Here is a 22,846-nt window from a genome sequence, read left to right on the forward strand (position 1 = left end):
GCCGGCCGCACGGCGTCCGGGGTGGATCCCGTGGCGCGCCGGTGGCTGAACGGTCAGACCGCCGTGGAGGGGACAGCGGAGGGGTGGAGGGGGCAGTGGAGGGGTCCCTCCGCTGCCCCCTCCACGGTTTTGTGGCCGCTTCGTAATCGTGGAGGGGGCAGATCGGTCGGCGAATCGGTCGGCGGTGGCGGGTTTCGTCCAGGTAGCAACACACCGCTTCTACCTGGGAGTTCCACATGTCTCCTGCGACACAGGCCTCGGGCGGCCAAGAGCCGCCGATGGCTGCGGGGGTAGCCCTGGCCCGGATGCACCGCCAGGTCCGGCTCGGGCGCTGGGGGGTGTGGGTCGCGCTCGCGTGCGGCCCTCTCGCCCTCGCAGCGGCGGCCCTGCCGTCGCCCGCCGCACCGGCAGCGGCCGCACCGGCGCCGTCGAGCAGCACGGTGCGCACACCGGCGGCCGCCAATCCGTCGGGGTATGCCGAGCTGTACCTGGCGGCCTGGCTGCGCAGCGCCAGCAACGACGAGACCAGTGCGCAGGCACGCCTCGCCCAGGCCCTGGCGCCGTCGGTTCCGCTGCCGCGACCGGAGGGTGCGCAACCGGTGCTCGAGCGCGCAGTGGCGGTGCGCAGTGCGCAGCGCGAGGGCGGGCAGTGGTCGGTGACGGTGGCTGCGCAGTACGCCGACTTCTCGGTGCGCTACTTCGCGGTGCCCATCGTGGCCGGCGCAGACGGGGGCTCGTTCGCAGTCACCGGGGCGCCCGGTCAGGTAGCCGGCCCCACGACGGCGAAGACCCCGGAGTCGGCATACGGGGTGAGCCTGCCGACCAAGGGGGTGCTCGCCGCCACCGTCGCCGATTTCCTGCGCGCCTATCTCACCGGGCTCGGTCAGGTGGACCGCTATCTGGCCCCGGGGGTACAGCTCGCGGCGCTGTCGGGTACGTCGTACACCGATCTCCAGGTCGATGAGGCCGCCGCGGTCGAGGAGGCGGCATCCGCCGAGACGGTCCCGGCGGACGGCACGAGGGTGCGGGTGCGGGTGCAGATCACGGCCCGCGACAAGGCGGGGGCGTGGCCGCTGGCCTACGAGCTGACGCTCACCGCTCGGGCCGGCCGCTGGGAAGTGTCCACGTTCGCCACCGCGTCGGTTGCGGGCGGGGGTGGCCGGTCGTGAACACCGTGCACTCGGTGGTGCTGGCCGGGAAGTTGGACGATCTCGGCAACTCGTGGATCGACATGTTCACCAACTGGGGCACCCGTGGGCTGAAGGCCGCCCTGATCGTGATCGTCGTCGTCTACATGGTGCAGCGGTTCTCCATCAAAGCCGGCATCGGGGCGCTGCTGCTGATGGCAATCGCACTGGGAATCTACTCATCCCGCGACGACCTCGCGGCGATCTTCACCGATCAGATCAAGAACCCCACCAAGAAGTCGGCCCCCGCCCTGGTGGTGCCGGTGCATCCGCTCGACGCGAAGTTTCGGCGGACGGGGGATGAGCTGTGAGTACACACAGCGCTGCGCCCCGCATCGGGCGCTTCTACACCACAGCCCGCCGCCACCCGTGGGTCCTGGGCAAGGTCGCCGACTTCAAGATTCCACTCGGCCCGTACACGCCCGCGCAGATCGCGGTCGCGGCCGTCGGCGGGCTGCTGCTGATCGAGACGGTGACGTGGTGGAGCTGGCTTGGCCCGCTCCCCCTCGCCGCGTGGGTGGTGGCGATCTGGGCGGTGCGCCGCCCCAAGTTCGCCGGACGCGCCCCGCTCCCGGCGGCAGTCGGCTGGCTGACGCTGGTGGCGCAGCCCGCCGCCGGACGGATCGGCGGCCGCACCGCCCGCGACCGCGCACCGCGCCTTCTGCGGGGCGGCTTCCCCATCGAGGACCTGGAACTGGACGACGTGGCCGTTGCCCCTACCGGCCGGGCGGGCAGCGCCCCCGAGCGCACCGACAGGGCTCTTCGGCGGGTGCGCCGACTGCGGACACCGACAACACCACGCGTGCGGCGGCCGCGGGCCGCTGCCCGCCCGGCGCCGGTGACGCGGGTGCAGGTGGCCTCCCCCGCGCAGCGTCTGCTCGCCCAGGCCGCTGCCCGCCAGAATGAGGGGGTGCGGTCGTGAGGGTGCCGATCCGTCATCTCGCCGGACATCTGCTGTGGTCGGCCCAGGGCGGGGTGTGGGCCATCTACCGCCTCCACTGCGGACCCGACGCACAAGGAGCGGGCACCGAGACGGTGCAGGGCACCTACCTGCCCGCCCAAGTCCGTGAGGAACTGCTGTCCAAGGCGACCCACTTGGTGCGCTCCTTGTCCGGGACGCCCCGGCTGTACGGGCTGTGCGCTCAGGTCGATCCGGGCGAAGTCGCGCTGCGGATGCTCGACGGGGTCGACCCGCAGGCCGGCAGTGCCGCCCGGCACGTGGGCCAGCACCCCTGGGCCGAGACCGCCGAGGCGGCGCTCACCCTCCTGGAGGGCCAGGAGATGCACCGCCGCACGCTGTGGCTGGCCGTGCCGCTGAACACCGAGAACAGGGCGCTCACCTGGGCGGTCGGCGTCGGGGCTGTGTGGGCCGACCTCTCGAGCCAGCTCGGGCTGGCCCCGGCCCCGGTCACCCGCCGCGAAGTGACCGCCTGCCGGCGCCAGGCCGAGCAGATCGAGGCGCAGTTGTCGGGCGCGGTCTCCTTCCGCCCGGCGCGCCCGGCGGAGGTCGTGTGGATGGTGCAGCACGCGCTGCGCCGGGGGCTGGCGGAGCCTTTGCTGGCCGAGGCCGAGTCCAGCGCCCTGTACGGCGGGCGCCTGAAGGGCGGGGAGTTGCGCTCGCCGAGCTACGCCGACCTCGGCCAGATCCGTCTGCTCGAAGGCGGGATCACCCCCGCCGAGGGCGACGTCGAAGGGGATGCCGCGGACGGCGAGGAAGACGACGTCGCTTCCACTACGGGCCGGGCGGCCCGCGGACCGTGGTGGCGCCGGGGTACCTCCTCACCGCTGCGACGGCGCTGGCTGCAGGTCGAGACGGAGGACGGCTGCGGCTATCAGGCCCACCTCGCGCTGGCCGAGTGCCCCCCGGCTGTCGGCGCTGATGCGGCCGATCTCTTCGCGCAGCTGGAGGGGCTGGCGTTTCCCGTCGACTACTGCATCGACCTCGCCCTGGTGCCGGCCGAGAAGGCCAAGGCGCAGGTGCAGCGCAAGAAGAACGAACTCGTCGACCAGGCTGACCAGTACGACGCGCGCCCCACCGGCATGCCCTCCACCCTGCTGGACGCCGCCCGCGATCTCGGTGAACTGGATGCCCGGCTGTCGCGGACGTCGATCGAGGTCGAGGTCCAGTCGGTCACCGTGCTGAGCGTGTGGGCCGCCCGAGCGGCCGACTGCGACGCCCGCTCCCGGGCGCTTTCGGCGCTGCTGGCCGGGGCGGACTACCGGGCGGTGCGCCCGGCCGGACTCCAAGAAGCCCTCTTTACCCTCGGCCTGCCCGGAACCGTACGCCCGCCCACGCTGCGCGAATTCGTCCAGCACCAGGTCTCCGAGGACTGGGCGATGAACGGCGCCCTCACGCTCACTGAGGCCGGTGACCCCAACGGGATGCTGCTCGGCTTCGACCAGGACACCGGGACCACCCGGCCGGTGCTGCTGAACATCGCGGATGCCCCCAAGACGGATGCCTCAGCCTCCTTCGCCGTCAGCGGGGATCCCGGCGGCGGCAAGAGCGCGCTTCTGAAGCTGCTCACCCAGTCCGCCGTAGACCGTGGCGGGCGGGCGATCTGCATCGACCGCACCCCGCTGCGCGAGTGGGCGACCTTCGCCCGCTCTGCGGCCCCGGACCGCTGCCAGATCATCGACGCAGCCGCGGCCGGAGTCTCCATCGACCCGCTGCGTATGTTTCCCGGCACCGCACAGGGCGCGCACTACGCACTGAGCTACCTCACTCTCCAGCTCGGCATCGGCCCGATGACCGCAGCCGGAGGCGTGCTGCACCGGGCGGTTGAGCAGGCCGCTCAGAGCGCCGCCCCGTCCATGCACCAGGTGATGGACCACCTGAAGACGATGGCGAGCGGGGGTGACGGCGCCCGCACGGAGGCGGCCGCCACCTTGGTCGACCTGATGCGCATCGTCGATTCCAACCCGCTCGCGCAGATGGTGTTCGACCCCAGCCTCCCGCCGGTCCGCCTCAAGCAGGACCTGGACTCGGACCTCATCGTGATCACCACCGCCGGGCTCACCCTGCCGCCGCGGGAGGCGCTCGCCCACCCCGAAGTACTGCGCCAGCAGCCCCTGGAAGCGTTGATCGGCCGCGCGGTGCTGTATCTGGTCGCGGCACTGGCCCGCCAGACCGCGTTCGCCGACCCGAGCCGGTTCTGCGCGATTACGGCAGACGAGCTGTGGTGGCTGACCAACTCAGCCGAGGGCACCGCGCTGATCAGCGAGATCCTCCACGACGGCCGCAAGCACAACGCCGGGCTGTTCGCCGGCGCCCAGGACGAGAACGAACTCGGCCCCGACCGTGGCCTGTTCGCCTACCGCGCGCTCTCCCGCACCCAGGATCACAAGATCGCCCGCCGCGGCCTGGAGTTCATCGGTCTCGACCCCGCCGATCCCGAGCTGATGCGGATCGTCACCACCGATCTGTCACCCCTGCGCAACCAGAGCAGGAAGGGCGAGATGCTCCTGACCGCACCGCGCGGCAACACCTGCCGCGTCAAGGTCTCCATCCCCCGCCTGCACCGCATCCAGGCCGGCATCACCACAACCCCCGGCCACCACACCGCGCCCGCCGCCGCGGACCTCCCCTCGGCCGATACGGCAAGGGAGCAGGTGCAATGACCGGCAGCGATTGGAAGCGCTCGCGGCGCCGGGCTCAGGCCATCGGCACGTTCGCCGTCCTGGCGGTACTAACCGCCGTGATCGCCCTCGGCGCGACGGTCGGCGTCCCCGAGGCATGGTGGCCCCAGATCGGGTCGGCGTTCGCCGCCGGCCCGAACCCCACCCCGCCCGCAGCGTCCGCCGGACCGTGTGCGCTCATCACCGGACCGGCCAAGGACTCCTGCACCCACACCCCCGCCCCCACCTCCTCTGGTGCGCAACCGGACGGAACGGGTGCGGCGGACGCCTGGCGCCTCGCGGTTCCGGCGGCCGGACTGATCCTCGTGCACACGGTGCGCTCCAGCGGACGGCGGAGGCGCTGATGCGGTGGCTGGATCGTGGCCGGCTGCGCTCGGCCTGCTTCACGGCGCTGATCACCGTGGTGTTCCTGCTCGTCAACGCCCAGGTCGCGCACGCCGCCGAGACCAGCGGCGGCGACATGCTCTCCCCGCTCAACATCACCAGTTCCGAAGGCGTCCCCATCAACGGCTACGAGCTGTCGGCCGAGGGCGGCAGCGTCTTCTCCTTCAAGTCCAACGCGTACGCCTTCATCATGTCGGGCCTGTTCACCCTGCTGCGGCTCGTGGTCGGCCTGGCCTGCTGGGCGATCGGCTACGCCTTCAAGTTTCCGCTGCTCAAGATGCTGGCCGACCCGGCACAGAAAGCCGCCGACGCCTACAACCACGCCGTCGTGGACACCCTTGGCCTCAAGGGGCTGCTGTTGGCCTGGGCGTTCGTCTTCGGGCTGATCCTGTTCGTGCGGGGCAAGGCAGGCAAGGGCCTCGGCGAGATCGCCCTGACCCTGGTCATCGGCGCGCTCGCCGCATCCGCGTTCGTCCGCCCCGACTACCTGCTCTCCCAGAACGGGCCACTCGCCCAGACCGAGCAGGCCGCCGCCGAAGTCGCCCGCGACACCGTCAACTCCCACTACTGGGGCGGGAAGATCGCCAGCGATCAGGGACCGTGCAAAGGCATGGCCGGCAACGCCGAACTCAAGTGCCTCCAGATCGAAGGGGCCAAACCGCTCTCGCCGGCCGAGGTGGCCCGCCCGATCCAGGACTCCCTCACCAACGCCCTCGTGGTCAAGGGCTACATGCTGCTGGAGTACGGCCGCGTCCTGGACCCCGCCAACGACGCGGACAGAAAGGCCTACGCCCTCCACCTCAAATGGGTCTCCGGCGGCTACAAGCCCGAGAACCAGCCCAAGAAGAACAAGGACGCCTGCGACCTGCTCCGGGGACCCGCCCTGCAGTACTGCGAGCAGGGCGCCGCCGGGCAGCTCAAGGGCCCCGACGCCGACCAGTTGCCAGCGCTCACCACCGGCGATGCCCTGCTGCAGGCCTCCCAGCCGGTATTGACGGAGGAGGACCAGCAGTTCGCCGCCTTCCTCAAGGACCTCAAGGAGGAGGCCGGGCCGGTCGGCAAGTCCTGCGCCGAGTACGCGGCGAAACCGACCGGCTGGCGCACCGCAGGCGCCCTGATGCTGTTCATCGCGGCCCTGCTGATCTGCGCGATCCCGTTGTCCGCGTCAGTGGTGCTGCTCGGCACCCAGGCCGCCGACGCCGGCGCGGCCACGGTCGGCGGAATCTCCTTCGTCTGGGGCATGCTGCCCGGCCCCAGCCGGCAGGCGGTGTGGAAATGGGCCGCCATCTTCATCATGTCGGTCGCGGTCATGTTCCTGTGCTGCATGTTCCTGCCGTTCTACGGCATCGGCATCGACGTGGTGTTCACCGACGGGCCCGAGTTGCCGGCCGAACGCCTCCTGGTCCTGGACGTCCTGGGCATCGTCGGCTTGGCCTTCCACCGTTCCCTGATGCGCGGCATCTCCAGCTTCGGACAGCGCCTGGCGCTCCGGATGCGCTACGCGAAGGTCGGCGGCACGCACCTGCCCGGCGACACCTCCGAGATCGGCGCCGCCCTGGCCGTGCACTCCGCCGGCGGAGCGGGGCTCGGAACCGGTGGGTTGCGCTCCCTGGCCATGTCCGGCTCCTACGGCCAACTCGGCACCCGCCACCGGCTGATGGCCTCACTGACCTCGCTGGTAGATGGCACCGGCATGCCCGTCGACTCCGGCCGGCTGCTGGCCGATGCAGGGGCCGAGGCCTCCCGCGGCCTTGCACCGCTCGCCCTGGCCACCACCGGCCTTCGGCTCGGCGCCCGCGGTACCTGGGGATTGCTGGTGGGACGCCGCCCGGACGACAAAGCACTAGAACGGTGGCGCAAACCCAACGCCGATGCAGACAGCGCTGAAACGGAAGGGGAAGCGGGCGCAGGGGGCCTGACCCGTCGCCGTGGGCCCGCGGACCGCTACCGGGATCCGGACGGAACCATCGCCGACCGGGACTCGGGAACCCTGCTGCACGACCAGCACCAGGACCGCACCCTGCTCTCCACCCGCGCCCACAACCGTCTCGTGCGGCTGCGCGGCTACCGGATCCTTCACCGCGCGGGACGGATCGCATACGGCTCGAGCTGGGGCCTGCCGGAGAACATCCGGCGCGGCCACGGACACGGCTCGCAGTACACCCAGGACGCCCGCCAGCAGGTGAAGGTCTGGGGCAACACCGTCCGCGAGGACGGACGAGCCTGGACCGGTGCCGGCAGAACCGCCGCCCAGCGGCTGCGCGAACAGCCCGGTGACCGGGGCGCACCCGCTCCTTTCACCGGCCGGACCCTGCGCTCGACAACCCCGCGGACCAGCGGCCTCCCTGCTCCCGGCGCACCTGCTGCTCCCCCAATGCCGCCGGCCACGCCACCGCCACGCCCGACAGCTTCCCCAGCCACGCCGCCACCCCCGTCCACGCCCACTCCTCCGGCTGCCCCGGATCCCGCGGCGCTGCGGCGCAGGATCATCGACCGGCTCGGGGCCGGGGATCCGCCCGAGGAGCGCCGCCGCGTCCAGGACGAGATGCGCCACCGCTTCGGCGACCCGGACGCGGGCGGTGACGGCGGATGAGGCTCCCCGCCCTGCCGCGTCCCCGGCGAGCCAAGTGGGCTGTGCTGCTCACGCTCGTGCTGTTCACCGCGGTGTGCTGCGCCGCGCCGCTCGCCGGGACCCTCAACGCGCTGGCCGCGCTCGCCGCCACGCGTCCCGCCATCAGCAACGACCCAGGAGGCGGCACCATCGCCGACATCCCGCCCCGAATGCTGCAGGCCTACCAGAAGGCCGCGTCCCTCATCGGACACGAGGTACCGGGCTGCCGGGGCCTGGACTGGCCGGTCCTCGCCGGCATCGCGAAGATCGAGTCCAACCACGCGGCCGGGCACAGTATCGCCGCCAACGGCAATATCACCCCGCGCATCTACGGCGTGCTCCTCAACGGCTCCGGAGCTGGCGGCAACACCACCGCGGTCGCCGACAGCGACCACGGGCGGTGGGACGGCACCGCGCAGGGCGAACGGGCTGTTGGCCCCTTCCAGTTCCTGCCCTCCACCTGGGATGACAGCGCGGGCCGCGATGCGAATGGCGACGGCGTCAAAGACCCGCACAACGCCGACGACGCAGCCCTCGGCGCGGCCGTCTACCTGTGCGGCAACGGACGCGACCTAAAGGATCCGGCCCAGCTCCGCTCGGCGATCTTGCAGTACAACCAGTCCGGGACATACGCGGACGAGGTCCTCGGGTGGATCCGCCAGTACCGGGCGGCCACCAAGACCAGCATCGACCTGAGCCACGTGACCGGGACCGCGCGCACCGTACTCGATGCGGCCCTGTCCCAACGGGGCGTCCCTTACTCCTGGGGCGGCGGCGCCGCCTCCGGCCCCACCACGGGCAGCTGCTGCTCACCCAGCGGTAAATCGGGAGCCAGCATCACCGGCTTCGACTGCTCGGGACTGACTCTGTACGCGTACGCCAAGGCCGGCGTACAGCTTCCGCGGACCGCGGCGGAGCAGGCCGGAGCCGGCCGGCGCATCCCCGCCTCCCAGGGGCAAAACGCTCTGGCCCCGGGCGACTTGGTGTTCTACGCCTACGCTCCGGGCCGGGACTCGACGATCTACCACGTCGGGATCTACGCGGGGAACGGACAGATGGTCAACGCTCCCCGCCCTGGAGCCTCCGTACGCCTGGACGCCGTCGATGCGATGTCGGGGTTCGCAGGAGGGGCCAGGCTGCTGTGAACTCTCCCCACATCCCGTCGCAGCGGCCGCGCCCCATCTGGCCGCTCGCCCTGTGCACCGCAGTGCTGGCCTGCGGTGGTCTCACCCTGCTGATGCCCTCACCGCATCCCTCCGCCCCCGGCACAATCGCCGCACGCCTGCAGCCCTCGCCCACACAAGCTATTCCCCGCCATCTCTCTGCGTCACGCCATGACGGGCCGCCCGCCGCGCCCGCCGCCTCCCCGTCCCGTGTGGCCACCCCTTCCACGAGCACAACCACACCGTCAGCCGTCCCGCCCCGCGGCGACGGCCCGGCAAGCGATCCGGCCATCCAACACCTCCTGGACCGGTCGTGGCCCCGCGATCTGCCCACGGACGACGAACAGCGACTCGTAGCTACCGGACGCCAGCTCCTGACCGCCGATGCGAGCGGCGTGGGCCGCGCCGCGTTCCCGTCCCTGTTCCCACCCGGCGCGCGGAACGTGGTGGTGCCTGCCTTCACACGCATCCGTATCCAGGCCGCCATCGCCCGCACCGACCCCGCCCGCCCGGGGCGGGTGGTCGTGCACCTGGTGTGGGCCGGCGCCGACCGCGGCGGCACCTACACCGAGGGACGCCTGACCGACCTCTCCTTCACCCGCACGCCCGCACAGAACGGACCCACCGCGTGGCAACCCATGCCCCTGTCCTGACCCCACCACCGACACCGACACCGACGGCATCAGGCCCCGTGTTCGGTGCCCTGCACCAACTGCTCGCCACCATCGAGTGGCTCACTGACCAAGCCTGGCTGCTGCTCCTGGTCCTGGTGATCGCTGCAGTGATCACCGAACTGGTGCTGCGCCACATGGCCGCGCGTGCCTCGCAACAGCGCATGGCCCTCGATCTGATCCCAGCGCGGCACTTTGACCCCTCCACCGAGCAGATCCTGCGCCGCGGCATCGAGCTGACCCGAGCCTCCACCTCCATGCCGTGGTGGGCACCGCGACGCTCGAAGGCGGTGCGGATCCGGCTTCGCTCCGACGGCGCCAGCCCCCTCCTCTACCGCATCGAGGGCCCGGCAGGCGCCGAACGGCTGCTGACCACCACGCCCTTCAGCCCTCACGTCAAGGTCATCAAGGCCGCACCGCTGGCGGAGAAGAAGCGCCGTCACGAAGTACGGGCGGAGTTCATGCTGCGCGGCAATCCGGTCGCAACCCTGCGGGACGTCCCCCTTGAACCGGACCCCCTCCAGCCGCTGGTAGACGCCGTCGCTGACCTGCGTGCCCAGCTCGGAGACGTGGCCGAGCTCTGCATCGACCTGCAGCGCTCCCCCAAGATGGCGCTCAAGGCCCGCCGGTGGCAGCTGCTGGATGCCGCCCGGCGCAACGAGCGGGGCGAGGCCACGCGCCTGACCCGCTGGATGCACAAGGATCACCAGAGGCTGGAGGACTCCTGGATCTTCCAGTTCACCCAGATGCTCACTCCTGACGGCCGCCGAACGCGCGAGGGCGGTCGGATGGTGATGACGCCGCCGCCAGCCCGCGTGGACACCGCCAAGGCCTTCGGCAAGCTCGCCGAAGACAGCCACTTGGTGCGGGTTCAGATCCTGGTGCGATGCGCCTCCAACACCCAGGGCCGCGCCGAGGCCCATCTCGCCCGCATCCAGGCAGGGCTGGATGTATTCGGCGGTTCGGCCAGGTTCGCCATAAGAGGATGGCGCATCGGGCCGTGGCGGCTGGGTGCCGACCGCTGGCCGCACCGGCGTCAGTTCGACCGGCGCTGGGCCACCGGCCAGTGCCAGCCGCCGGCCGCCAACTGGGTCCAGTTGACCGAGCTGCTCGGACTGCTCAAGCCGCCCACCATCCACTGCCGGATGCCACTGCTCGCCGTCGATCTGCCCGACTTCACGCCCGGCGACCCGTCCCTGCTGCTGCAGGGCTGGTACGAGGGCCCAGACGGCCGACGCCGCCTGGTCGCCACCCGCACAGCCGAGACCCTCTTCGAGGTCGGTGTCGGCAAGGCGGGCGGCGGCAAAACTGAACGCGCCCTCGTCCAATCCGTCGGCTACGCCCACGCCGGCGGCGGACTCCTGTTCGTCGACCCTCACCGTGACTCCTGGCAGCGCGCAGCCCCCTACCTCGCCCATGACCACCTCATGGACCGCATCGCCCGCATCGACCTCAAAGCCACCGGCCCCGAGTCGCCGATCAGTTCCTGGAACCTGATCGGCATGCACCACGGGCGGCCCCGGCACGAAATCGTCGAGGACACCGTCGACGCCTTCGCCACCGCCTTCGGATGGGAAGACGCGAACGCGCCGCGCGCCATCGCCATCTTCACCGAGGCTCTCACCGTCCTGGCCACGGTAAACGAACTGGCTTGCCAGGCCGGGCGTCCCCACGACCAGGCAACCATCTTCCAGGTCCGCACCCTGCTCACTGACACCGGATTCCGCACCAGCGCACTGGCCGCGGTCCGCGACCGCCTGGACGCCGAGTCGATGGCCTGGTGGCAGACCGTCTTCCCCACCTTCCCGGCCGACTCGTTCAACATCCTGATCAACCCGCTCGCCCGGCTGGCCGCGAACCCGGTCACCCGCGCCTTCCTCGGCCAGGGACAGGGCATCTACAACATTCGCACCGCCATGGACCACCGCATGATCGTGTGGGTATGCACAGCCGGCGGCGGTCCCACCGACAAACTCCTGGTCGCCCTCCTCGCCCGCGACCTGCTGCGAGCCGGCCGCTCCCGCACTGACCTGTCCGCAGACCAGCGCGTCCTCTTCCGGGTCTACCTCGACGAACTGATCACCCTGACCGGCACCGCCGCCGACTCGATCGCCGCGATGTTCGAAGACCTGCGCAAGTTCAAAGTGCAGATCCATGGCATGACCCAGCTCCTGGCCCGACTCCCCATCTCCGTACGTCAGTCGCTGCTCCAGAACGCATCGACGCTCTCGACGACCACCGGCTCCAAAGCCGCGGTCACGGCCATCACCGAGGAATGGGGCGACCAGCCCAGCGCTACGCATGTCGCCAACCTGGACCGCTACGACCACTACGCCCAGTTCACCGTCGACGGCCGCCGCGTCGGCCCTGTCCTCCTTCACGGCCCGGTGCTGGAGGAGGTGTTCGCCGACCTCTACGAGCCTCGCAAGCTCCGCGCCCTAGAGGCGGCCGCCGACAAGACGGCAGGGGTGCGGCCTCTGTCCGAACTCACCGCCCGTGCAGCAGCCCAGCAGCAGCGCGTCCAGGCCTTCCTCCTCGAGCATGCGCCCGCCGCCGTACCGCTCACCAAGTCGACCAAGGAGTTCCAGTGACCGAGATGCCCCTCACCCGCGATGCCCCTGCTGGATGCTTCGTGCCCAGCCCGGTCGAGCCGCTCCCCCATCAGCTGCTCGCCGCGCTGGCCCAGCACCGCATGGCCACCAACCAGCAACTCCAGGACATGCTGCGCCCCCAGGCAAGCCGGCTGAACATCGTCAAGCCGCTGAGCCGACTGCACAAGGAAGGCCTGGTCGCCTTCACCGTGCTCCCCAGGTCCAACAGCCGGCGCGCCTGGTTCCTCACCCCGGACGGGGCCCGCATCACCCGCGACTGGCCCCAGCTGCGCGGCCGGCCTCCCTACCCGATCACTTCGGCGTCTGCGGCCTCGATGAAGACACCGCACGTCCTTACCGTGGTCCGGGCCCACCTCGCCTTCGTCGGTGACGCGCGCCGCCGCGGCGACGAACACGGCTACCTCGACTGGACTCCCGAGGTCGCCCACTCGCTCGGGGACAGTGAGCGCGTCATCGCCGACGCGCTGATGTACTACGTCCAGCACACCGGTGACGGCAGCCGCACCAAGCTCCGCGCCCTGGTCGAAGTCGACCGCGCCACCACCAGTAGCGAGCGCCTGGCCACCAAGCTCATCGACTACGCGCGCCTGCACACCTATACCCCCGGCCCACCGGGACGGCGTGCCGCCCAGGCGAACACGTTGCCGGCCTGGCAGCGCTGGTACCCCGTCTTCCCCCGCCTCCTGTTCATCCTCACCGGCGCCAGCCCCGTCACCCTCGCCCACCGCATCGAAGACCTCCAGGCCATGACCGCCGAACACCCGGCCGTTGCCCAACTCGCCCGTACTGTCCCGCTCGGCGCGGCTGTCCTGGACGACCTCGAACACCACGGCCCGTCCGGCCCCGTGTGGACGCCGCTCAACGGCAGGGGCGAACGCCGCTCCTGGACCGAGCTGTGAACCCGCGTCGGTGGTCCGCGATGCGCGGACGCTCCAAGGCGTACACCACAGCACTCGCCGAGCTCTGGCTAGGGAGCGCTGATCTTCTGCATCGGGGCAATCCGCACGTTGATGGCGCGCTCGATCTGCCGCGGCCCGAACGCGATCAGTACGTACGCACTGTCTCGGATCTCCAGCACGGTGCCGGTGCCGAACTTTGCGTGCTCGACCACGTCTCCGGGGACCAGAGGTTCGCCCACCCGGGGGCCGGGAGCTCGTCCGCGGTCCCGTACTTGGTGCCGCTCGCGGTACACCGCGAGCGCCTCCTGCCCGACCGGGAAAGCGCGTGCAGGGCTCGTGGGCCCGGGCTCCTCCAGCATGGACAGACCGCCCGCCGACCACCAGGTCGTGTCCGCACCGGAGGCGGCATCCGCAGCCAGCGCCGCCTGCGGACCCGCGGGCGAGGGTGGAGGAGGATGGGCCGGTTGGGCGGTCACGGTGGTCTGCTCCCACCACAGCGGCCCGTGGCCGGCGCCGACCGGAATCGTCGGAGCCGGAGTCGCCGCGCCGTTGGTGAGCGAGGCGAGCAGGGCTCCGGGCGAGGGCCGATGGTGGGGCAGCTTAGCCAGGCACTGCTCGATCACGGCAGCCAGCCCGGCTGGCAGGCCAGTCAGATCGGGCTGGTCATGCACGACGCGGTAGAGCAGGGCGTGCGCGGTGCCGGTACCGAATGGGCCGTGCCCGACGGCCGCGTAGCAGAGGACCGCGCCCAGCGAGAAGACGTCGCTGGCCGGCGAGATGACCATGCCCCGAGCTTGTTCGGGCGACATGAACCCGGGGGTGCCAATGGCGGCACCAAGCGTGGTGAGCGCCGGACCGTCGCTCAGGGCCCGGGCGATCCCGAAGTCGATGACGCGCGGACCGTCCAGCGTGAGCAGGATGTTCGACGGCTTCAGGTCCCGGTGCACCAGCCCGGTGCCATGGATCGCGGCCAGTGCTTCGGCCAGCGCTGCACCCATCTCGCGCACGTCGGACTCAAGCAGTGGGCCGTCCTCGTGCACCAAGGTCGCCAGATCGGGGGCGTCCACGTAGACCGTGGCCACCCACGGCACCGCGGCCTCCAGGTCTGCGTCGACGACGGACGCCGTGTAGAAGCCGCTAATACTGCGGGCCGCCTCAACCTCCCGCCGGAAGCGTTCCCGAAAGCCGCTGTCCCCGGTCAGTTCGGTGCGCACCGTCTTCACGGCGACAGGACGGCCGCTGGGCGAGCGGGCGAGGTAGACCGTGCCCATGCCACCGCCGCCGAGCCGGGCCCGCAGCGTATATGGGCCAAGGTTGGCCGGATCTCCCGCGTCCAGCGGCTCCATCACGCACCCCCTCGCGTCCCACGGCCGTCAGACAGAATCCCACGAGCTCGCTCAGCCCGCTCCGCTACAGGTGTAACTCCTGCCAGGGAAGTGGCAGTTGAGTCAGGGCTCCGGATTCCGCATATGCCATCACCTGTACGGACAGTCACCGCCTACCACCGCGCCAGAACGGAGGTTTCCGGCCCTGCCGATCGGCCGCGCCCCGACTGACCAGTGGCGAAGTTAAGACCGAAACGTACCGAACTGCGCCGCATAGCTACCGGAACAGCATGGCTTCTTCACGGAGCGTGGCGCTAGTGTGCCCCTCTACGGCAAAACCGGAAGACGCCCCTCACGCGCAACCGTGTTTCATCACCAAGGGGTTGTTCCGGGCGTCAAGTTCCAAAACCAGGCAAGCGAGTCCCAACGCGGCATACGGGGAGGACCAGTTGATCCTCGCACCACGACGTCACCGTCACACCACGGCCATGCGCTGGCGAGCCGCTGCTGCCTCAGTCGCCGCCTTGGTCCTGCTGAGCGCCTGCAGCGACAACAAGGCCGACAAGAGTGCGGACAAGGACCCCACCACGACCGTCACACCGTCGACCGCGCCGCGCCAGACGCCGCAGAGCTCGTCTCCGGAAGCCACCGAGAAGGCAGCCGTCGTCGCGTCGTACAACGCGATGTGGGTGGAACAGATGAAGGCCTACCGCAAGGCCGACGCGTCGGGCACCGACCTCGAGAAGTACGCGACGCTTGATGCGTTGGGCAAGGTACGGATCGACCTTGCCAGGATGAAGGAGCGGGGCACGGTGATCCGGGGGGACATGGGGCACCAAGTCACCGTGACCAAGCTGGATCTCAGCGCCAAGACTCCCACTGCGGCTATGACTGACTGCGTGGACCTGTCTCATTGGCAGACATGGGATACCAAGGCCAACAAACCCATCCCCCTTCCGAGCGCTCAGCCCATGCACTATCTGGCGCAGGTGAAAGCCGAACGGTGGGATGGTGGCAAGTGGATGATCACGGACTTCACCACGAAGGGCAGCCAGCCATGCGGCGGCTGACAACCGCAGCGACGGTCCTTCTAGCCAGCATCCTGTCCACGGGGGTCGCACAGGCCGACGGCGGGCCGACTGTAGGCAATGACCCAGGATGCCAGGGTTCGGAGGCCTGGGTCAGCGTGTGCGCCCGAGACAACAGCGACGGCCCCGGAACTAGCGGGCAGAAGCCAACGGCAGCCAGTTCAGGAGCTGTGAGCAGCAGCCCGCCTCCGTGTACCTACACCAAGCTGGTCCCACAGCCCCCGGCGGACAACCTGGGCTGGGACGGGCACAAGCCCGGCGACAAGGGCGCGGTGTATCAGGTGTACTGCCCCGACACGATGCGGATCGGGGTGTCGTGGATACCCGACGGCGGCCCCGCGGCGCCTCCGGTCGACCCCGAAGTCCTGGCCCACCGCGCGGTCGACTCGATGAAGCTGGTCGGGCCGGACATCGCCAGTCCGCAGGCGGCGGGCACGTACGCGGTCGGGGTGCCGTTGTGGCTGTGGGTGAACCAGTCCCCCACCACGTTCGGTCCGAACACGGCGACCGCGTCCGCGGGCGCGGTGACAGTGTCGGCGACAGCCGAGGTCGCCTCCATCACCTGGAAGTTCGGTGACGGCACGTCGGTGACCTGCAATGGTCCCGGCACCGTGTACCAGGCCTCGTCCGGCATGAAGCCGTCGCCGACGTGCGGTCACACCTTCGCCAAGTCGTCGGCGGGGCAGTCCGGCCAGAGGTTCGCGCTGACGGCCACGGCGACGTGGCAGGTCAATTGGACGGTCACGGCCGGCGCCGTGGACGCGGGCCAGTTCACCGAGGTCCGCCAGTCCCAGACCCGGGTCGGGGTCGGGGAACTCCAGGCCGTTGGCAACTGAGTGTGAGAGCGAAAGGCGTTACAGCGTGAGCAAGACGGCAGCGCCCGCCTCAGTGGCGGGTCAGATTCCGGCACAGCCTGGCCCGCCGTCCCTGCGGTGGCAGGCACGGCGCCGGCGTCCGGGGGTGCTTGCCCTGGCTGCGGCGCTGATCGCGGCAGGCGCGGTGGGCAACTACTGGTACTGGACGCAGAACGGCCAGCGCACCCCGGTTTTGGTCATGGCCCGGGACGTGGCAGCGGGCACCGTGATCCAGGACGCGGACCTCGCGGAGGCGTCGGTGGCCCTGGACCCCGCGCTCAAGGCGATCGGGTCGGGGCAGCGCGCGCAGGTAGTCGGCAAGCGCGCCGCTGTCGAACTGCTGCCCGGTGCGCTGCTTGCTCCGGGGCAGATCACCAGCCGCACGCTGGTGCACCAGGATGAGCAGCTGGTCGGGTTGAACCTGAAGCCGGGGCAGTTGCCTGATTCCCCGCTGAAGCCGGAGGACCAGGTCCAGGTCGTGTTCACCGGCGACAGCGGAGCCGCAGCACCGGGCAGGAACGGCAAGCCGGGCCAGGACAGCGGCCCGGTCACCGTGGATGCGCGGATCGTTCGCGTGGGCACCAAGCAGGAAAGCACCGGCCAGCAAGTGATCGACGTAGCCGTGAAGTCAGCAGACGGACCGCGGCTGGCAGCTCAGGCAGCGGCCGGGAATGTCGCGCTGTCCGTGAAGTCGGCGAGCGGGGCCGGTTCCTGATGGCCGTGATCGCTCTGGTGGGGGTTCCGGGGGCGCCCGGGGTGACGTCAACGGCACTGGCGCTGCTGCGGATGTGGCCGGTAGAGCACGGCCGGCGGGTGCTGCTTGCCGAGTGCTGCCCGGACGGGGGCGCCGTGCTGGCGGGAGCGTTGCAGAGCAGACTGACGGCTGACCGCGGCCTGCACAACCTGGCCGCCTCCCGCCGCAGTGTCAGCCTGCAGGAAGCGTTCTGGACCCAGCTCGTGCGGATTTCCGACGAGGACCGGCGCGATGATCCCACCCGCATGCTGCTGCCCGGCCTGACCAGCCCGGCGGAGGCCGCCGGCCTCGCCCCGGAATGGGGTGCCATCGCGGATCTGTTCGTCGGGATCGACCGGATCGAGCAGCACGGTCACGACGTGCTGCTCGACCTCGGGCGCAACGGGGCCTTCGGCCCGGCCCGGGTCCTGGCGCAGCGCGCCGACTTGGTGCTGCTGGTGATGCGCAGCACCTTGCGCAGTCTGCACATGGCCGCCGCCCGCGCCAGAATGCTCACCACGCTGCTGGACGGCGAGGGCCGGCGCTCTGGACGCCTGGGGGTCCTGCTGATTACCGAAGGGCCCTACCCGGCGCGTGAGGTGGAGGAGCACTTGCAGGTGCCGGTGGTGGCGAGTCTGCCGTTTCGGCCGCAGGAGGCCGCCGTGCTGTCCGATGGCGCCGCGGAGGGCAAGCGGTTTCGGGAGAGCAAGCTGATGCGGGCCGTCCTGGACGCCTCGACCCCGATTCGGCAGCGGGTGGCTACCCAGCGCGCCCGCCTCGCCTCGCCCCTGCACCAGCGGATGATGGGAGGCCCCGATGCACGCTGAGCCGGTCTACAACGGAGTCCCCTATCCCCCACGTCCGCCGGCCGCCCCTACCGGAGCAGCGGCGCTGCCCGGCGGGCCGGCGGGCGCGGCCCTGCCGCGCATGGTGGGCCAGGCGGCGGTTCCCCAGGTGCGGATCGACTACCGGGCGGCGCAGGAGATCAAGCGGATCGTCGTGGATCAGCTCCTGAAGGAGAAGAAGAACACGCCGTCGCTGGTCGGGGAGGCGGAGGAGCAGCGTGGCCGCGCCCTGATCAATGAGCAGGTGGCGATCTGGTCGGACGCGACCGGCCGCGGGGGCGGATACTCCCCCATCGAGGAGCGGGAGCTGGCCGGACTCGCCTTCGACATGTGTTTTCGGGCCGGGCGGCTGCAGCGCTACCTGGACGACGACCTGGTGGAGGACATCTGGATCGAGGGCCCGCACCAGGTGTTCCTCAAGTACAGCGACGACGCGGAACCGGTTCAGGTCGCACCGGTTGCCGATTCCGAGGAAGAACTGCAGGAGCTGGTTCGGGACTTGATCAGGGCCAGTGGGCAGAGCGGGCGTACGTTCTCCACGTTCAGCCCGGAGGTCGAGCTGCGCCTCAAGGACGGCTCCCGGGTCCAGGCCCTGGGCCCGGAGGTGACCGGCGAGTTCACGCACGTCGCGATCCGCCGCCATCGTCTCAAGGACGCCGACCTGTCCAAGATGGTCAGCCTGGGTGCGCTCACTGAGCAGATGGCCGACCTTCTGCGGGCCTGTGTCCGGGCGCGGCGCAACATCATCTTCGCCGGGGAGCAGTCCTCGGGAAAGACATCGATGCTGCGGGCGGTGTTGCGGGAGATTCCCGCGAGCGAGCGGTTCGGCACTTTGGAGACGACGTTCGAGCTGTGGACCCACAAGAACGGCTATCACCAGCATGTGGTGCCGATGGAGGCCAGGGCGTCCAACGGGGAGCGGGTGGACGGCCGAGCGGCGGGCGAGATCACGCTGCTGGATCTGCTGAAGAGCGCGAAGCGGATGTCGCTGACCCGGGTGGTGGTCGGGGAGGTCCGCGGTGAGGAGATCACCGCGATGATGCAGGCGATGACGTCGGATAGGCCCGGCAACATGTGCACCATCCATGCCTCCGAGCCCGAGGCGGTCTTCGACCGCATCGCGGAGCTGTACTTGCTGGCGCAGTCCAACTTCACGCCGGAACTGGCCTACCGTCAGATCGCCAACGGTCTGCATTTCCTGGTGTTCTTGTCGGTCGATGAATCCGGTCCCGTCAAGCGGCGCTTTGTCTCGCACATCTGGGAGATCAAGCCGGTGGGTCCGGATGGCCGGCCGACCTACAACGAGATCTACCGGCCGGCCAGCGAGTGGGATCAGCGGGCAGTGCCGTATTCCGCGCTGTCGGTGCGCAACCGGCAGAAACTGGAGGCTGCGGGGCTGCGCACCGAAGTCGTCGCGCAGCCGGCTGCCTGGCCGCACGAGGTGGGCGCGTGATCACTGGGTGGTGGTGGGCGCTGTCCGGGGCATTGCTCGGCGCCGGTCTGGTCGCCCTGGTCGCCGGGCTGGTCGGCACGACCGCGCCCAAGGGCCCCGGGATCCTGTCCAGTTGGCGCCACCGTTCCCGGTCAGGGCCCGCAGCCCGCACAGCGGCCCGCCGCAAGGCTCTGTTCGGCGGGGCGATGGTGGCCGGGGTTGCGGTGTGGCTGGTGAGCGGGGTGTTCGTGGTCGCGTTGATCGCAGCCGCTGCGGTGGTGGGCGTGCCGTGGCTGACGGCCCCGGTAGCGGCGACCAAGGAGCAGATGGCCAAGCGGGACGCGCTCGCCGAGTGGACGCAGCGCCTGGCGGAAGTACTGCGTCTGGGCGTCGCGATCGAGCAGGCCCTGAAGACTAGCCGCCGTCATGCTCCCCAGGCGCTGGAGGGGGAGATCGAGGAGCTGGTCGACAAGGTGGATGCCGGGTGGCCGCTCGGCGAGGCGGTCGAGGACTTCGGGCGCGCACTGGACGACCCGACCGCGGACAAGGTGTGTGCCGCACTCAAGCTGTCCGTCACCGACCCCGGACCGGGGCTGGCGCAGGCGATGCAGGACATGTCCGCCTCTCTGCGGGACGAGGTGAGTGCGCGTCAGAAGATCGAGGCGGAGCGGGAGAAGTCCCGCACCGTCGTGCGCACCCTTACCTTCATCACCCTGGCGCTGGTGCCGCTGGGCTTCACCGTCCCCCAGATCACCAATGTCTTTACCACGCTGCTCGGCCAGTTGGTCCTGGGGCTGCTCTCGGCGGCGTTCGTCGCCGTGCTGGTGTGGTCGCGCAGTTACGCCAACCGCGGCCGCACCGCCCGGGTCCTGGTTCCGGATGCGCGCAGCCCCGTGAAAGCACCTGCCCGGATGGAGGCCGCACAGTGACGACAACATCTGTCGTGGTGCTTTTCGGCTGCCTGATCGGCGCGGGCCTTGCCTTGGTGGTGCGGGAACTCGCCCCGGCTCCCCCCAAGTTGGGCCCGGCCCTCAGGCGCCTCAGCCCGCCCGCCCCCACGGCCGGGGCCGCCTTGCCCGAACAGCGTGCGGACAACCTCGTGGGCGCGTGGCTGGTGGCCCGGATTCCGGCGCCGCTGCCCCGTGCCGACCTGAATCTGCTGAACCAGCCGGTCGAGCAGTTCCTCCTGAACAAGGTGCTCCTCGCCTTCGTCGGGCTGGTCCTGCCGTCCGTGCTGAGCGCGGCCTGGATTTTGCTCGGCATCACGCTGCCCCTGTTCGTGCCCGCGGCGGCCGGCGTCGTGGCCGCTGTCCTGCTGTGGTTCGTGCCCGACCTCATGGTGCGCCGCGATGCCGGCCGGGCAAGGGAGGAGTTCACCCACGCCGTCACCGTCTACCTCGAACTGGTCGCCCTGCGTCTGGCCTCCAACATCGCCGTCGACCAGGCCCTGGAAGAAGCCGCGCGGGTCGGCAGCAGCTGGTCGTTCCTGCGCCTCCAAGAGGCTCTGCTGCGCGCCCGGATGGAGAAGAGCTCTCCCTGGCAGGTCCTCGAGGACCTCGGCATCCAGCTGGGGATCCCCGTCCTGCGGGACGTCGCGGACTTCGCCCAGATGTCCGGCAAGGATGGCGCCTCCATCTACGCACCCGTCCGGGCCCGCGCCAAGAGCACCCGCGATGAGCAGTTGTCTACCGCCGTGGCCAAGGCGAACGCCGACAGCGAGAAGATGCACATCCCTGGCGCCGTGATGTGCGTCCTCATCATGTGCCTGCTCGGTTTCCCCGTGGTGCTGAAACTGTTCGCGCTGTCCTGACGGCAGGGCCACGCTCGCCGATCCCCCTATTGCGTAAGGAGAACAAGCCGTGAAGGACACCTACTTGAAGGTCGGCGTCGCGGTGTCGCTGCTGACCGGTAAGGTCCGCGCACACCTCAACGAGGCGTACGAGGAGATGAGCGGGCGCGGTGAGCGCGGCGACAATCCCGTGGTGACCGTACTGCTGTGGGTTGCGGGCATCGGCATCGCCCTCAGCATCGTCGCCGCGCTGGTCGCGCTCGGCACGAAGGCGTCCACCAAGGTGGACAACGTGGACCTCGACGGCAAGTGAACGCACCACCCACGCCCTGGGCAGAGGACCGGGGCTCGAACCCCATCCAGATGGCCATAATTTTCCCCTTTGTGATCATCCTGATCCTCATTCTGCTGCAGGGGATCCTGTGGGCGTACGCCCGGAACGTCGCCTACAGCTCCGCCCGTGCCGGCGTGGCGGCCGGGCGCCTGTACGGGGCTACCCCTGGCGACGGGGCTGCCAAGGCGAAGCGCGTGCTCGACGATGCGGGCTCCAGCCTGCTTACCGACCGGAGCGTGTCCACCGACGGCAGCACGCCCGAGCGGCTGCGGGTCCGCGTCGATGCGCAGGCCCTGTCGATGATTCCGGGCATCTCAGGGATCCATGTCCAGGCCACCGTGTCCGGGCCCATCGAGCGGTGGACCACAGCAGGAGCACCCTGATGCCCCCTCAACTGCGGCCGGTGCGCCCGGCAGACGAGGGCAGCGTCGCCGTCGAAGCCGCCATCATCGTCCCGGTCCTGATCGTCCTCGTGCTGCTGTTCGTCGCCGGCGCCCGCCTTACGCTGGCCGGGCAGAAGACGGACGCCGCCGCCCAGGCCGCCGCCCGCGCCGCCTCGCTGGCGCGAACTCCCGCCACCGCAACCGCTGATGCCAAGGCCGCGGCCGCCGACGCGCTCGCCTCCAGCGGCCAGGTCTGCAGCCACACCGCCGTGGATGCCCAGGTGGCAGGGCTGGCCGTGCCGGTCGGGCAGGTGTCCACCGTGACGGTCACCGTGTCCTGCACCGTGCCGATCGGCGACCTGGTCCTCATCGGCGGCGGCCCCGGCGTACGCACGGTCCACGCAACCTTCACCTCGATCGTCGACGCCTACCGGGGGCGCGGATGAACCCGATCCTGCTGCGCCGCTTGCTAACAAGAGCATTCCGGTGGGACGACCGCGGTTCCGTACCGGTCTTCGTTGCCCTGATCATCGGCCCCCTGCTGTTGCTATGCGGGCTGCTCACCATCGACGCGTTCGGCGTCCTGCGCGCCAAGCAGCACGCCGACGACCTCTCGGTGGAGGCGGCGCGCGCCGCGCAGCAGGCCATCGACCCCGCCCAGGCGATCCCGGGCAAGGCCTTCGTCGCCGATCCCGCCGGCGCCTCCGCCGCCGCCCGGGCCTACCTCGCCAAAACCGGGGTCACCGGCACCGTCCACGTCACTGACGCAGGGCGCACCGTGACGGTCTCCGTCACCGGCCGCTACCACGCCGTGTTCTGGCCGAAGACGTTCATGGTGCACGCCACCAGCTCTGCCACGCTGCTCCACGGCATCACCCAACCGGACAGTTAAGGGAC

At 70.5% G+C, this 22,846-nt stretch carries 22 protein-coding genes; 21 read left to right on the forward strand and 1 reads right to left on the reverse strand.

Annotation, left to right across the window (positions count from 1 at the left end; all coding sequences use genetic code 11):
- Positions 1 to 278 precede the first annotated feature (278 nt).
- The 10 genes from N4G70_RS32220 to N4G70_RS32265 all read left to right on the forward strand — a co-directional run bounded on the left by N4G70_RS32220 (position 279) and on the right by N4G70_RS32265 (position 13,166).
- Complete coding sequence (locus N4G70_RS32220; protein WP_261716321.1) at positions 279 to 1,169, forward strand: conjugal transfer protein; 891 nt, start codon at positions 279 to 281, stop codon at positions 1,167 to 1,169.
- Complete coding sequence (locus N4G70_RS32225; protein ID WP_261716322.1) at positions 1,166 to 1,498, forward strand: hypothetical protein; 333 nt, start codon at positions 1,166 to 1,168, stop codon at positions 1,496 to 1,498. The genes N4G70_RS32220 and N4G70_RS32225 overlap by 4 nt, the downstream gene beginning before the upstream one ends.
- Positions 1,495 to 2,109, forward strand: a complete 615-nt coding sequence (locus N4G70_RS32230) for a hypothetical protein (RefSeq protein ID WP_261716323.1) — start codon at positions 1,495 to 1,497, stop codon at positions 2,107 to 2,109. The genes N4G70_RS32225 and N4G70_RS32230 overlap by 4 nt, the downstream gene beginning before the upstream one ends.
- Positions 2,106 to 4,808, forward strand: coding sequence for an ATP-binding protein (locus tag N4G70_RS32235; RefSeq protein ID WP_261716324.1), 2,703 nt, complete (start codon positions 2,106 to 2,108; stop codon positions 4,806 to 4,808). Before N4G70_RS32230 ends, N4G70_RS32235 begins: the two co-directional genes overlap by 4 nt.
- Complete coding sequence (locus tag N4G70_RS32240; protein WP_261716325.1) at positions 4,805 to 5,170, forward strand: hypothetical protein; 366 nt, start codon at positions 4,805 to 4,807, stop codon at positions 5,168 to 5,170. The genes N4G70_RS32235 and N4G70_RS32240 overlap by 4 nt, the downstream gene beginning before the upstream one ends.
- Positions 5,170 to 7,803, forward strand: a complete 2,634-nt coding sequence (locus N4G70_RS32245; RefSeq protein WP_261716326.1) for a hypothetical protein — start codon at positions 5,170 to 5,172, stop codon at positions 7,801 to 7,803. Before N4G70_RS32240 ends, N4G70_RS32245 begins: the two co-directional genes overlap by 1 nt.
- On the forward strand, positions 7,800 to 8,966 hold the full coding sequence (locus tag N4G70_RS32250) for an NlpC/P60 family protein (RefSeq protein ID WP_261716327.1): 1,167 nt from the start codon (positions 7,800 to 7,802) through the stop codon (positions 8,964 to 8,966). The genes N4G70_RS32245 and N4G70_RS32250 overlap by 4 nt, the downstream gene beginning before the upstream one ends.
- Positions 8,967 to 9,433: 467 nt before the next feature.
- Positions 9,434 to 9,637: a hypothetical protein gene (locus N4G70_RS32255; RefSeq protein ID WP_261716328.1), complete on the forward strand. Its 204-nt coding sequence runs from the start codon at positions 9,434 to 9,436 to the stop codon at positions 9,635 to 9,637.
- A 38-nt stretch (positions 9,638 to 9,675) separates the two neighbouring features.
- On the forward strand, positions 9,676 to 12,246 hold the full coding sequence (locus tag N4G70_RS32260; RefSeq protein WP_315904320.1) for an ATP/GTP-binding protein: 2,571 nt from the start codon (positions 9,676 to 9,678) through the stop codon (positions 12,244 to 12,246).
- Between the two features lie 5 nt (positions 12,247 to 12,251).
- Positions 12,252 to 13,166 (forward strand): replication-relaxation family protein, encoded by a 915-nt coding sequence (locus tag N4G70_RS32265; protein ID WP_261716348.1) that lies wholly within the window; start codon positions 12,252 to 12,254, stop codon positions 13,164 to 13,166.
- A 68-nt stretch (positions 13,167 to 13,234) separates the two neighbouring features.
- On the opposite strand, the gene N4G70_RS32270 is transcribed toward N4G70_RS32265, so the two are convergent.
- The gene (locus tag N4G70_RS32270; protein ID WP_261716329.1) at positions 13,235 to 14,512 is read right to left on the reverse strand and encodes a serine/threonine-protein kinase; all 1,278 of its coding nucleotides are present in this window, start codon (positions 14,510 to 14,512) and stop codon (positions 13,235 to 13,237) included.
- A gap of 467 nt (positions 14,513 to 14,979) precedes the next feature.
- Here N4G70_RS32270 and N4G70_RS32275 point away from each other — a divergent pair, with 467 nt between their 5' ends.
- The 11 genes from N4G70_RS32275 to N4G70_RS32325 all read left to right on the forward strand — a co-directional run bounded on the left by N4G70_RS32275 (position 14,980) and on the right by N4G70_RS32325 (position 22,841).
- On the forward strand, positions 14,980 to 15,561 hold the full coding sequence (locus N4G70_RS32275) for a hypothetical protein (RefSeq protein WP_261716330.1): 582 nt from the start codon (positions 14,980 to 14,982) through the stop codon (positions 15,559 to 15,561).
- A 188-nt stretch (positions 15,562 to 15,749) separates the two neighbouring features.
- A complete protein-coding gene (locus N4G70_RS32280) occupies positions 15,750 to 16,415 on the forward strand; it encodes an ATP/GTP-binding protein (RefSeq protein ID WP_261716331.1) in 666 nt (221 codons plus the stop codon).
- A gap of 25 nt (positions 16,416 to 16,440) precedes the next feature.
- The gene (locus N4G70_RS32285; protein ID WP_261716332.1) at positions 16,441 to 17,148 is read left to right on the forward strand and encodes an SAF domain-containing protein; all 708 of its coding nucleotides are present in this window, start codon (positions 16,441 to 16,443) and stop codon (positions 17,146 to 17,148) included.
- Positions 17,148 to 17,993: a hypothetical protein gene (locus N4G70_RS32290; RefSeq protein WP_261716333.1), complete on the forward strand. Its 846-nt coding sequence runs from the start codon at positions 17,148 to 17,150 to the stop codon at positions 17,991 to 17,993. Before N4G70_RS32285 ends, N4G70_RS32290 begins: the two co-directional genes overlap by 1 nt.
- Before the next feature lie 127 nt (positions 17,994 to 18,120).
- On the forward strand, positions 18,121 to 19,464 hold the full coding sequence (locus N4G70_RS32295; RefSeq protein WP_261716334.1) for a CpaF family protein: 1,344 nt from the start codon (positions 18,121 to 18,123) through the stop codon (positions 19,462 to 19,464).
- Complete coding sequence (locus tag N4G70_RS32300; RefSeq protein WP_261716335.1) at positions 19,461 to 20,372, forward strand: type II secretion system F family protein; 912 nt, start codon at positions 19,461 to 19,463, stop codon at positions 20,370 to 20,372. The genes N4G70_RS32295 and N4G70_RS32300 overlap by 4 nt, the downstream gene beginning before the upstream one ends.
- The gene (locus N4G70_RS32305; protein ID WP_261716336.1) at positions 20,369 to 21,253 is read left to right on the forward strand and encodes a hypothetical protein; all 885 of its coding nucleotides are present in this window, start codon (positions 20,369 to 20,371) and stop codon (positions 21,251 to 21,253) included. Before N4G70_RS32300 ends, N4G70_RS32305 begins: the two co-directional genes overlap by 4 nt.
- A gap of 49 nt (positions 21,254 to 21,302) precedes the next feature.
- Positions 21,303 to 21,545, forward strand: a complete 243-nt coding sequence (locus N4G70_RS32310; protein WP_261716337.1) for a hypothetical protein — start codon at positions 21,303 to 21,305, stop codon at positions 21,543 to 21,545.
- 50 nt (positions 21,546 to 21,595) lie between these two features.
- Positions 21,596 to 21,949 carry a pilus assembly protein gene (locus N4G70_RS32315; RefSeq protein ID WP_261716338.1) on the forward strand — a complete coding sequence of 118 codons (354 nt, stop codon included), beginning with the start codon at positions 21,596 to 21,598 and terminating at the stop codon, positions 21,947 to 21,949.
- Positions 21,949 to 22,395, forward strand: coding sequence for a TadE/TadG family type IV pilus assembly protein (locus N4G70_RS32320; protein ID WP_261716339.1), 447 nt, complete (start codon positions 21,949 to 21,951; stop codon positions 22,393 to 22,395). Before N4G70_RS32315 ends, N4G70_RS32320 begins: the two co-directional genes overlap by 1 nt.
- Positions 22,392 to 22,841: a hypothetical protein gene (locus tag N4G70_RS32325; protein ID WP_261716340.1), complete on the forward strand. Its 450-nt coding sequence runs from the start codon at positions 22,392 to 22,394 to the stop codon at positions 22,839 to 22,841. Before N4G70_RS32320 ends, N4G70_RS32325 begins: the two co-directional genes overlap by 4 nt.
- Positions 22,842 to 22,846: the final 5 nt, after the last annotated feature.

Origin of the sequence: Streptomyces sp. ASQP_92 (assembly GCF_025399895.1) — a bacterium.
GTDB lineage: Bacteria > Actinomycetota > Actinomycetes > Streptomycetales > Streptomycetaceae > Streptomyces.

Excerpts from the sequence above, each read along its gene's own strand:
- N4G70_RS32220 (WP_261716321.1), top strand. The coding sequence starts at position 279 with ATGGCTGCGGGGGTAGCCCTGGCCCGGATGCACCGCCAGGTCCGGCTC.
- N4G70_RS32240 (WP_261716325.1), top strand. The coding sequence starts at position 4,805 with ATGACCGGCAGCGATTGGAAGCGCTCGCGGCGCCGGGCTCAGGCCATC.
- N4G70_RS32245 (WP_261716326.1), top strand. The coding sequence starts at position 5,170 with ATGCGGTGGCTGGATCGTGGCCGGCTGCGCTCGGCCTGCTTCACGGCG.
- N4G70_RS32250 (WP_261716327.1), top strand. The coding sequence starts at position 7,800 with ATGAGGCTCCCCGCCCTGCCGCGTCCCCGGCGAGCCAAGTGGGCTGTG.
- N4G70_RS32265 (WP_261716348.1), top strand. The coding sequence starts at position 12,252 with ATGCCCCTCACCCGCGATGCCCCTGCTGGATGCTTCGTGCCCAGCCCG.
- N4G70_RS32270 (WP_261716329.1), bottom strand. The coding sequence starts at position 14,512 with ATGGAGCCGCTGGACGCGGGAGATCCGGCCAACCTTGGCCCATATACG.
- N4G70_RS32275 (WP_261716330.1), top strand. The coding sequence starts at position 14,980 with ATGCGCTGGCGAGCCGCTGCTGCCTCAGTCGCCGCCTTGGTCCTGCTG.
- N4G70_RS32290 (WP_261716333.1), top strand. The coding sequence starts at position 17,148 with ATGGCCGTGATCGCTCTGGTGGGGGTTCCGGGGGCGCCCGGGGTGACG.
- N4G70_RS32315 (WP_261716338.1), top strand. The coding sequence starts at position 21,596 with ATGGCCATAATTTTCCCCTTTGTGATCATCCTGATCCTCATTCTGCTG.
- N4G70_RS32320 (WP_261716339.1), top strand. The coding sequence starts at position 21,949 with ATGCCCCCTCAACTGCGGCCGGTGCGCCCGGCAGACGAGGGCAGCGTC.
- N4G70_RS32325 (WP_261716340.1), top strand. The coding sequence starts at position 22,392 with ATGAACCCGATCCTGCTGCGCCGCTTGCTAACAAGAGCATTCCGGTGG.